Origin of the sequence: Streptomyces sp. MZ04, assembly GCF_004684775.1 — a bacterium.
Classification (GTDB): domain Bacteria; phylum Actinomycetota; class Actinomycetes; order Streptomycetales; family Streptomycetaceae; genus Streptomyces.
On record NZ_SRIC01000079.1, the window covers coordinates 19,737 to 29,569 of the forward strand.

At 70.0% G+C, this 9,833-nt stretch carries 10 protein-coding genes; 6 read left to right on the plus strand and 4 right to left on the minus strand.

Going from position 1 to position 9,833, the window contains the following annotated elements; translation table 11 throughout:
- Positions 1 to 121 precede the first annotated feature (121 nt).
- Together E2651_RS18510 and E2651_RS18515 are read left to right on the plus strand one after the other, a co-directional pair.
- Positions 122 to 1,336 (plus strand): FAD-dependent monooxygenase, encoded by a 1,215-nt coding sequence (locus E2651_RS18510; RefSeq protein ID WP_209446186.1) that lies wholly within the window; start codon positions 122 to 124, stop codon positions 1,334 to 1,336.
- Positions 1,337 to 1,383: 47 nt separating this feature from the next.
- Positions 1,384 to 2,640, plus strand: a complete 1,257-nt coding sequence (locus E2651_RS18515) for a cytochrome P450 (protein WP_135332275.1) — start codon at positions 1,384 to 1,386, stop codon at positions 2,638 to 2,640.
- Between the two features lie 13 nt (positions 2,641 to 2,653).
- Here E2651_RS18515 and sigJ read toward each other — a convergent pair whose 3' ends face one another.
- Positions 2,654 to 3,592, minus strand: a complete 939-nt coding sequence (gene sigJ / locus E2651_RS18520; protein WP_135332276.1) for an RNA polymerase sigma factor SigJ — start codon at positions 3,590 to 3,592, stop codon at positions 2,654 to 2,656.
- A gap of 196 nt (positions 3,593 to 3,788) precedes the next feature.
- On the opposite strand from sigJ, the gene E2651_RS18525 reads away from it, so the two are divergent.
- Together E2651_RS18525 and E2651_RS18530 are read left to right on the plus strand one after the other, a co-directional pair.
- Entirely contained in the window at positions 3,789 to 4,325 is a 537-nt protein-coding gene (locus E2651_RS18525) for a hypothetical protein (RefSeq protein ID WP_209446185.1), read from the plus strand.
- A gap of 155 nt (positions 4,326 to 4,480) precedes the next feature.
- Positions 4,481 to 5,038 carry a YceI family protein gene (locus E2651_RS18530; RefSeq protein ID WP_135332277.1) on the plus strand — a complete coding sequence of 186 codons (558 nt, stop codon included), beginning with the start codon at positions 4,481 to 4,483 and terminating at the stop codon, positions 5,036 to 5,038.
- Between the two features lie 200 nt (positions 5,039 to 5,238).
- On the opposite strand, the gene E2651_RS18535 is transcribed toward E2651_RS18530, so the two are convergent.
- From E2651_RS18535 to E2651_RS18550, 3 genes are all read right to left on the minus strand, one after another.
- On the minus strand, positions 5,239 to 5,715 hold the full coding sequence (locus E2651_RS18535; RefSeq protein WP_135332278.1) for an SRPBCC family protein: 477 nt from the start codon (positions 5,713 to 5,715) through the stop codon (positions 5,239 to 5,241).
- 24 nt (positions 5,716 to 5,739) lie between these two features.
- Complete coding sequence (locus tag E2651_RS18540; RefSeq protein WP_245238976.1) at positions 5,740 to 6,477, minus strand: polysaccharide deacetylase family protein; 738 nt, start codon at positions 6,475 to 6,477, stop codon at positions 5,740 to 5,742.
- A 378-nt stretch (positions 6,478 to 6,855) separates the two neighbouring features.
- Entirely contained in the window at positions 6,856 to 8,334 is a 1,479-nt protein-coding gene (locus E2651_RS18550; RefSeq protein WP_135332279.1) for an aminopeptidase P family protein, read from the minus strand.
- A 133-nt stretch (positions 8,335 to 8,467) separates the two neighbouring features.
- Between E2651_RS18550 and E2651_RS18555 the strand changes: the two genes are divergently transcribed.
- Both E2651_RS18555 and E2651_RS43970 read left to right on the plus strand, forming a co-directional pair.
- Positions 8,468 to 9,634 (plus strand): FAD-binding oxidoreductase, encoded by a 1,167-nt coding sequence (locus E2651_RS18555; RefSeq protein WP_135332280.1) that lies wholly within the window; start codon positions 8,468 to 8,470, stop codon positions 9,632 to 9,634.
- Positions 9,631 to 9,792 carry a hypothetical protein gene (locus E2651_RS43970; protein ID WP_167828825.1) on the plus strand — a complete coding sequence of 54 codons (162 nt, stop codon included), beginning with the start codon at positions 9,631 to 9,633 and terminating at the stop codon, positions 9,790 to 9,792. The genes E2651_RS18555 and E2651_RS43970 overlap by 4 nt, the downstream gene beginning before the upstream one ends.
- Positions 9,793 to 9,833 lie beyond the last annotated feature (41 nt).

The window sequence follows — 9,833 nt, forward strand, 5'->3', positions numbered from 1 at the left end:
GACGTCAACGCGTCGGCAGGGGGCCATTCTTTGTGCCCTGACCCTTAGATCCACGGACCGGCCCACCCGCCTTGCTACGTTGCGTCATAAACAGCCACTTTGTGTCGCAATGGGAGCATCTGTGAAGGTCGCCTGCGTCGGCGGCGGACCCGCCGCCCTGTACCTCTCGATCCTGCTCAAGCGGCAGGACCCGTCCCACGACATCACCGTCCACGAGCGGAACCCCGCCGGGTCCACGTACGGCTGGGGGGTGACCTACTGGGGCGGCCTGCTCGACAAGCTACGGGCCGGTGACCCCGAGTCCGCGCACGCCGTCGTCGAGCACTCGGTCCGCTGGAGCGACGGCATCGCGCACGTGGGGGACCGCACGACCGTGCACCACGGCGACGAGGGCTTCGGCATCGGCCGCCACCGGCTGCTCGACATCCTCACCCGGCGGGCCCGATCCCTCGGCGTACACGTCGAGTTCGAGAGCGAGATCACGGCCGCGGACATGCTCTCCGACGCCGACCTGGTCGTCGCGGGCGACGGCGTCCACAGCGGTCTTCGCGAGCGGCACGCCGGGCACTTCGGCACCGAGGTCGCGGTCGGCCGCAACAAGTACGTCTGGCTCGGCACCACCAAGGTCTTCGACTCCTTCACCTTCGCCTTCGTCGAGACCGCGCACGGCTGGATCTGGTGCTACGGCTACCGGTTCAGCGACGAGCGGAGCACCTGTGTCGTCGAGTGCTCCCCGGATACGTGGACGGGCCTCGGTCTGCACGAGGCGGGCGAGACCGAGAGCCTCGCCCTCCTGGAACGGCTCTTCGCGGGGCCGCTGGACGGGCACCGCCTGATCGGCAGGGCGCAGGCCGACGGCAGCGCGCAGTGGCTCAACTTCCGTACCCTGACCAACCGGACGTGGCACCGCGACAACCTCGTCCTGCTCGGCGACGCCGCGCACACCACGCACTACTCGATCGGCGCCGGCACCACCCTCGCCCTGGAGGACGCCCTCGCCCTGGCGGCGGCCCTGCGCGGGAGCCCGCGCCTCGAACCCGCCCTGGACGCCTACGAGCGCGAGCGGAGATCCGCACTGCTCTCCGTCCAGAGCGCGGCCCGCTACAGCGCCCAGTGGTACGAGAACCTGCCGCGCTACATCCGCCTCGCCCCGCCCCAGATGTTCGCGCTCCTGGGCCAGCGCCACTCCCCGCTCCTTCCGCACATCCCGCCGCAGCTCTACTACCGGATCGACCGGGCGGCCGAGCAACTGGAGCCGCTGCGGCGGATGAAGCGCTGGCTCGGCCCGCGGGTCGCGCGCACGCTGCATGCTCGTACGCGGGCGTCTCGCGCGTAGCCGCCGGTGCGGCAAGGGTGGCGGGGGCGGAGGGGTGTGCACCTAAGATGATCTTGAGTGAGTGCGCGTCTCCCCACGTCTCGTACGGGGCGGAGACGCTGCGCGAGCGCGGTTCCGTCGCGCTCGTCGAACTCCCCGACGGCATACGGGCCTGGGCGCCCACCCAGTACGACGTCCTGAAGAGCCTCCTCGCCGACGACCGCGTGTCGAAGGACCCGAACCAGCACTGGCCGGCCTGGATCGGCGGCGAGTTCCGCGAGACCTGGGTCAACTCCTGGGTGGGCGTGACCAATATGTTCACCGCGTACGGCACGAACCACCGGCGGCTGCGCAAGCTGGTGTCGCCCGCGTTCACCAAACGCCGTACGGACGCGCTGCGGCCGCGGATCGAGGAGCTGACGGCGGGGCTGCTCGACGCGATGGCGGAAGCCGCGGACCCAGCGGTGGATCTGCGGGCCGCGTACGCGCATCCGCTGCCGATGCAGGTCATCTGCGAGCTGTTCGGGCTGCCCGAGCACCGGCAGGCTGACACGGCCAGGCTCGTGGAGTCGATCATGGATACGACGGCGACGCCGGAGCAGGCCGCGGCGACCTGGCAGGAGGTGCACCAGCTGCTCGCCGGTCTGGTCGCCCTCAAGCGGGCCGAGCCCGGCGACGACATGACGAGCGTGCTGATCGCCACCCGCGACGAGGAGGGCTCGGCGCTCACCGAGACCGAGCTGATCGACACGCTGCTGCTCGTCATCGGGGCGGGGCACGAGACGACCGTCAGCCTCATCGGCAACGCGGTGCACGCGCTGCTGAGCCACCCCGAGCAGCTGGAGCGGGTGCTCGGCGGGGAGGTGCCGTGGAGCGATGCCATCGAGGAGACGCTCCGGTTCGCGCCCTCGATCGCCAACCTGCCGCTGCGGTACGCCGTTTCGGACATCGAGCTGCCCGACGGTTCCGTGATTCCACGGGGGGACGCGATTCTCGCGGCGTACGGGGCCGCGGGGCGGGATCCGCTGCGGCACGGGCCGACCGCCGGGCGGTTCGACATCACCCGTACGGACAAGGAGCACCTGGCCTTCGGGCACGGGGTGCACTACTGCGTGGGGGCGCCGCCGGCCCGCCTCGAGGCGGCGGTGGCGCTGCCGGCGCTGTTCGCCCGCTTTCCGGGGCTGCGGCTGGATGCGGGGGGCGCGCTCCCGCAGGAGTCGTTCATCGGGGACGGGTTCGCCGCGCTGCCGGTTCGGCTGAAGCAGGCGGCACCGTCGGCCACCGGCTTCGCCGTCCTGGACGCGCTCGCGCACGCCTGCCGGTAGGTAGACGCGCGTCTCAATCCGTCGTCCAGCGATGGAGCTTCTCGGGGTTGCGTACGACCCAGATGTGCTTGATCCGGTCGTCCGCGACCTCGAAGGCGTACACAGACACGATGACGCCGTCCTGCTGAGCCACCAGACCGGGCTGACCGTTGACCGTCCGCTCCAGGAACGTCATGGTGTCGGGCCTGTGGCGGGCGATGTCCCGCCAGGCGTGCGCGATCTGCTCAGCGCCTTCGATGGGGTGCGGGAAGGTGATGGCAAGGCCACCGCCGTCGGCGATCGCCGTGGCTTCGGGGTCGAGCAGGCCGATCAGGGCGTCGATGTCCATGGTCTCCCAGGCTTGCTTGAAGTCCCTGACGACCGCGGTGCGTTGGGCTGCCGCAGTCGTGGAAGGCTGCGCGGCCCGGATGCGGCGGCGGGCCGAGGAGGCCAGCTGGCGGCATGCCGCCGGGGTACGGCCGACGATCTCGGCCACTTCGGCGAACGAGTGGCAGAAGACGTCGTGCAGGATGAACGCGACGCGTTCGGCCGGGGTCATCGATTCGAGCACGACCAGGAAGGCCAGGTTGACCGACTCGTCCAGGGTGACCCGGTCGGCCGGATCGGCCGTCGCACCGGCCGCCCGCCCACTGATCCACTGCGAGTGCTCGGGCAGTGGCTCGGGGATCCATTCGCCCACGTAGGTCTCTCGCCTGGCCCGTGCCGAGCCGAGCAGGTTGAGGCAGATGCGGCCGGCGACTGTCGTCAGCCAGGCGCCAGGGTTCTCGATGGCGTCCTGCTGCTGCCGTGACAAGGCGTACCAGCGGGTGTAGGTCTCCTGGACGGCGTCCTCGGCCTCGGCCAGGGAGCCCAGAATCCGGTACGCGAGATTGATCAGTTGGCGCCGCTCGCTCATGAGGGCGTCAAGGCCCGGATCGGGCCGGCCGTGTCCTGGCTCGGATCGGGTGCTCATGGTGCCGACGGTTCCCTTCGTCGTATCTGCCTTACCGGTTCGACAACACAGCCCCGCGGAATGTGAGGCAACGCACCGACCTCACATTCCGCGGGGCTGTGTTGTCGAACCGGTGAGCTGAGCAAGGGCGGCAACGCTGTTCACCGGCCCGGCGCTCCAGGGTCGGCGGCGCTTGAGTGGATGAGGAGGTTCCATCATGGTCACCAGAAGGCTGGGATCCGTCGGCGTGCACGAGAGGGAGCGGAGGAGCGACAACGCACGAGCGTCGCTCGCGAAATTCTTCGCCATTGCGCTGGTCACCGCTTTGGTCGGCGTCTCTGCAGTGAACAGCGCAGACGCCGACACTCCGGAAGGGCGACAAGTCGAGGTTCTCGAACTCGAGGTTCAGAACGATCAGTACACGCATACCGATCTCGGCCCGAAAGGGCCGAGCCTCGGTGATATGTACGTCTACTCCGGCACCGCGATAAAGGACGGCCGCAGTGTCGGACGTGGGGGTGGGTCGTGCCAGGTCATCCGCGTCGATGGCGAAGAACTCACGACGCAGTGCCTGATCACGATGGAAATCAAGCGTGGCTCTCTGACGATGCAGTCGCTCTGGGTGAGCGGAACAAGCTCGCTCGACATGGCCATCACCGGCGGTACAGGCGACTTCAGTAATGCGCGGGGCGTCGTTCGCTACTGGGACATCGCAACACCGAAAGAGAGGGTGCGGGCCGAGATTCTGCGCTGACAGGTGAAGCGTAATCCGCAGAGCGGGTCAAGAACCGGGCGCCCGTCTTCACGTTCTTCGAGAGCGTTACCGACGTCTTGCGATGGATCACGGGCACCGGCCCCGACCCACCATCCCCTCGCCGCGCGCGCGGCCGCACAACCATGGAGGAAGCCATGAGCGAAACCGGAAACACCGCCCCCGCGACCACCTCGATTCCGGGCTATGTGGCCGGCACGTGGAAGGTCGACCCGGCGCACTCCGAGATCGCCTTCTCCGTCCGCCTCCTCATGATCAGCAAGACGCGGGGCCGGTTCACCACCCACGACGTCACGCTCGTCACGGACAAGGACCCACTGCGCTCGTCGGTCACCGCGACGATCGACCTCGCATCCATCGACACCGGCAACGAAAAGCGCGACAACCATCTCCGCGCCACCGACTACCTCGACGTCGACACGTACCCGACGATGAGCTACCGCTCGACCGGCGTCCGCCAGACCGTCGACGGTTGGGCCGTCGACGGTGAGCTGACCTTGCACGGCGTCACACGGCAGGTGCCGCTGACCCTCAAGGTGAACACCTTCAGCTCGGACCAGCGGGAGGGACAGCGGGCCGGCTTCTCCGCGACCGCGGAGATCAACCGGCGCGACTTCGGCATCGACGCCGGTGGCGTCGCGCTCAGCAACAAGGTGTCGATCAGCCTCGAAATCCAGGCCGTTCTCCACAAGTGACCCGCCCAGGACTGAGCGGGAGAACATCCGGGAGTCCACTCTCGAAGGTCTGGACGCCGCGGCCCGCTAGGGCCTGTCCGATGGGTCAGGCCGGCCTTCGCGCCGGGCGCCGATTGACCAGGGGGCGCGACCCCGGCAGGACCCATCGGACAGGCCCTAGGGGCAGAGCCGTCCGGCAGCGCGACCGCAGCCCCAAGTAGTTACTCAGCGCCAGGGAAGGGGCGAGGCGGGGGAGACTTCAGCAGCGCCTCCACCGCCCGTCCGAACATCCACCGCGCCGCCACCCTCAACGCCCCGTCGCAGACGGCCGGCAGCCACCGCACCCGCAGGTCCTCGCGCCAGGTGATGAGCGAACCGGTGCCTCCGGCCCTGGGGGACACCTCGATCTCCGCCCACCCCGTCACGAACGACCCCCGCTTCTCCAGCCGGCACAGGCCCGCGCCGTCCGGGCTGCCCGGCGGGTGCCACACCACGACCTCCATGACGTCGTCGAATCCGATGCGGCGCCCGAGGCCGGTGTGCGCGACGAACACCGTTCCCTCGCCCGTCGGTTGCGGCGTCCTGACGACGACCCGCGTGAGCGGGACCACGTCGCCGTGCCGCTCCCACGCGGTGAGCCGCCGCCAGACATCACGGCTCGGCAGGGACGATTCCTGGTCGATTCGGAAGAGAGCCACCCGGCGATCCTGCCAGGCCGCGGGCTACCGGTAGACCTTCCCCGGCTCCGCCTTGCCCGGTGCGAGCAGCTGCGGCACGGTCACGAAGACGAAGCCCCGCTTCTTCAGGCCGTCGATGATGCCCGGCACCGCGGGCACCGTGCCCTTGTAGATGTCGTGCAGCAGGATGATGCCGTCCCGCTCGGTCTGGTCCAGGACGCGCTTCTGGATCAGCGCGGAGTCGTTCGTCGTGTAGTCCTTGGCGGTGACGCTCCAGAGGATCTCCGAGAGGCCCTCCTCGCGGGAGATCTTGTTCACCTCGTCGTTGGTACGCCCCTGCGGCGGGCGCATCAGCGTCGGCTTGTGGCCTGTCAGCTTCTCTATCGCCTCGTTGGGCCTGCGCAGCTCCGCACGCGCCTCGTCGGGGTCGAGGTCGGTGAGGATCTTGTGCGACCACGTGTGGCTCGCGACCTCGTGCCCTTCGGCGTCCATGCGCTTCACGAGCTCGGGGTACTTGGCTATGTGGTTCTTGCCGAGCGTGAAGAAGGTGGCGGGCACCTTCTCCTCCTTGAGGATGTCGAGCAGCCGCGCCGAGTTCTCGCTCGGTCCGGCGTCGAAGGTCAGCGCGACGCACTTGGCCTTGCGGCAGTCGACCGTCCCGAGCTTCACCTGGTTCACGGCTTTCGCGGCCGCTCCGTCCTCGCGGACGGTGCTGGGCGAGGTCGTGTCCAGCTTGGTGCATCCCGTGAGGGCCATGGCGAGGCTGAGGGCGGCCGCCGCCATAAAGGTGGGAGCTGAAAGCAACCGGTGGGCGCGTGTCTTCATCTTGTTGTTCGCAACAGCAGGCATGCGATAACTATACACAGTGTGTATACATCAAGTGTATAGAGGTCGACGGGTGCCCCTGAGACGGCTTCGCCCCGGGGCCTGGCGGGCCTCGGGGCGGGAGATGGCTTCCGGTGGTCGCGGTGCGTCTAGGGCCTGTCCGATGGGTCAGGCCGGCCTTCGCGCCGGGTGCCGATTGATCAGGGCCGAGCGGGCCCTGGTGCGTGCAGCTGCAAGGCGGAGGAGGGCGACAACGCGGAGCGTTGGCAACCGACGACAACGCGGCAGATGTGCGTGCCAGGGGTCGCGACCCCGGCAGGACCCATCGGACAGGCCCTAGCGGGCGCCGCCCGCCAGGCCGTCCATCCAGGACTCGACCTCGTCCGCGGTGCGTGGCAGACCCGCCGACAGGTTCTCGTTGCCGTCGGCGGTGACCAGGAGGTCGTCCTCGATGCGGACGCCGATGCCGCGGTACTCCTCGGGCACGGTCAGGTCGTCCGGCTGGAAGTACAGGCCGGGCTCGACAGTGAGGACCATGCCCGCTTCGAGTACGCCGTCGACGTACTCCTCGGTGCGCGCCTGGGCGCAGTCGTGGACGTCGAGGCCGAGCATGTGGCCGGTGCCGGCCATGGTGAAGCGGCGCTGCAGCCCCAGCTCGAAGACCCGGTCCGGGTCGCCGTCGAGCAGGCCCCACTCGACGAGCCGGTGCGCCAGGTGCCGCTGCGCCGCGTCATGGAAGTCGCGGTAGGCGGCACCCGGCTTCACGGCGGCGATGCCCGCCTCCTGTGCCTCGTACACCGCGTCGTAGATCTTGCGCTGGAGCGGCGTGAAGGTGCCGTCGATGGGGAGGGTCCGGGTGACATCGGCGGTGTAGAGGGAGTGGGTCTCCACGCCCGCGTCCAGGAGCAGGAGTTCACCGGGGCGTACGGGGCCGTCGTTCTGGTCCCAGTGCATGATCGTGGCGTGCTCGCCCGCCGCGCAGATCGACCCGTAGCCGATGTGGTTGCCCTCCAGGCGGGCGCGGCGGAAGAAGGTGCCCTCGATCCAGCGCTCCGACGTGGCGATCGCGGTCGCCAACTCCCGTACGACATCGGTGAATCCGCGCACCGTGGAGTCCACGGCCTTGCGCAGCTCGCCGATCTCCCAGTCGTCCTTGATCAGCCGCAGCTCCGAAAGGGCCTCGTCGAGCTCGGCGTCGCGCTCCTCGTCCGTCGTCACGGCCGCCTCGAGCGCCGGATCGTGGCCGCTCACGATGCGGGTCGGCCCGGCGGATCGCGCCAACTCGGCGGAGGCGTCGCGGACATCGCGGCAGGGCAGGCCGAGCAGCAGCTCGGACTCGGCGAGGCTGCGCCGGCGGCCCATCCACAGCTCGGCCGTCATGCCGGTCCAGAACTCGTCGCTGTCCCGGCTGTCGCGGGGGAGTTGGTAGAGGTGCGCGTCATGGCCGCCGCCGGGGAGCGGTTCGAGGACCAGGGCGCAGTCCCTCGCCTGGTCGCCGGTCATGTGGACGTACGCGGAGTAGGGGCGGAAGGGGTAATGGCTGTCGTTCGAGCGGGTCTTGAGGTTTCCGGAGGGGATCACGAGGCGCTCGCCCGGGAAGCGTGCGGACAGGGCGGCGCGGCGGCGGGCGGCGTGCGCGGACTGCTCGGCCGGGCGCAGGTCGCGCTGCTCGGTGTCGGCCCAGCCTGTCCTCATCAGGGCGGAGAGCTCTTCGGAGATGGCGGGGTAGAGGCCGTTCTTGCGGCCCTCGGGCTTGGGTGCCGGCTCGGGTGATGCGGGCACGGGTGTCGGCTCGGGCTGCCTGGACTCGGTCATCTGGTTCACCTTTTCTGCAGATACGGGTCTCGTGTTCTGCCGGTCAGGGGGTCTCGTGCGGGCGTTGCGCCACGGCGGTCCTGTCAGCGTAGATACCCTTGGCCCAGAAAGGAATATGTGACATAGTACTGATGTGACCAAGCGGCTGACCTGCGATGTTGTGGTTGTCGGCGCCGGGATGGTGGGCGCCGCATGTGCGCTGTACGCGGCGCGTGCCGGGCTGTCCGTCGTCCTGGTGGACCGCGGTCCTGTGGCCGGCGGTACGACCGGATCGGGCGAGGGTAATCTGCTCGTCTCCGACAAGGAGCCAGGCCCCGAGCTCGAACTGGCCCTGCTCTCGGGCCGGTTGTGGACGGAGCTCGCCGCCGAGCCCGGCCTCGGCGAGGCCATCGAGTTCGAGGCCAAGGGCGGCGTCGTCGTGGCCTCGTCCTCGGAAGGGCTCGCGGCGCTGGGGGAGTTCGCCGCCGGACAGCGGGCGGCGGGGGTCGACGCGCGTGCCGTCGCGGCCGATGAGCTGCGCGCACTCGAACCGCACCTCGCCCCTGACGCTGTCGGCGGCGTCCACTATCCCCAGGACAGTCAGGTGATGCCGTCCCTCGCGGCGGCCCAACTGGTACGCATCGCAAGGTCGTTGGGCACCGAACTGTTGACCGGCTGGACCGTCACCGCCGTGCTCCGCACCGCGGACGGTGCGGTCCGCGGTGTCCGCACCGACCAGGGGGAGATCCACGCCCCGGCCGTCGTGAACGCGGCGGGCACCTGGGGCGGCGATCTCGCCGCCCTCGCGGGAGTGCGCCTCCCCGTCCTGCCCCGGCGCGGCTTCGTCCTGGTCACGGAGCCGCTGCCGCGCATGGTCCGGCACAAGGTGTACGCCGCCGACTATGTGGCCGACGTGGCCAGCGGATCCGCCGCCCTGCAGACCTCGCCGGTGGTCGAGGGCACGGCCGCGGGGCCGGTCCTGATCGGGGCGAGCCGCGAACGGGTCGGCTTCGACCGGAGCTTCTCGCTGCCGGTCATGCGGGCCCTCGCAGCCGGGGCGAGCCGCCTCTTCCCGTTCCTGGAGAACGTCCGCGCGATGCGCGCCTATGTGGGGTTCCGCCCCTACCTGCCGGACCACCTGCCCGCCATCGGCCCGGACGCGCGGGTGCCGGGGCTGCTCCACGCGTGCGGACACGAGGGCGCGGGCATCGGACTGGCCACGGGGACGGGGTACTTGATCGCGCAGGTGCTCGGTGGGGCGAGCCCGGACCTGAGGCTCGACCCGTTCCGCCCCGACCGATTCGCCGCGGAGGTGTCGTGAGTAGGCGCACCGGCGGCACCGTGCGGTCGGCGGTCGTGAGGGGTGTCGGATTGGCGGCGGGGGTGGGGTGCTTGGCCGCCGAGGTGCTCGGTGGGGCGAGCCCGGACCTGAGGCTCGACCCGTTCCGCCCCGACCGATTCGCCGCGGAGGTGTCGTGAGTAGGCGCACCGGCGGCACCGTGCGGTCGGCGGTCGTGAGG

Excerpts from the sequence above, each read along its gene's own strand:
- E2651_RS18515 (WP_135332275.1), top strand. The coding sequence starts at position 1,384 with ATGATCTTGAGTGAGTGCGCGTCTCCCCACGTCTCGTACGGGGCGGAG.
- sigJ (WP_135332276.1), bottom strand. The coding sequence starts at position 3,592 with ATGAGCACCCGATCCGAGCCAGGACACGGCCGGCCCGATCCGGGCCTT.
- E2651_RS18525 (WP_209446185.1), top strand. The coding sequence starts at position 3,789 with ATGGTCACCAGAAGGCTGGGATCCGTCGGCGTGCACGAGAGGGAGCGG.
- E2651_RS18530 (WP_135332277.1), top strand. The coding sequence starts at position 4,481 with ATGAGCGAAACCGGAAACACCGCCCCCGCGACCACCTCGATTCCGGGC.
- E2651_RS18540 (WP_245238976.1), bottom strand. The coding sequence starts at position 6,477 with ATGGCGGCGGCCGCCCTCAGCCTCGCCATGGCCCTCACGGGATGCACC.
- E2651_RS18550 (WP_135332279.1), bottom strand. The coding sequence starts at position 8,334 with ATGACCGAGTCCAGGCAGCCCGAGCCGACACCCGTGCCCGCATCACCC.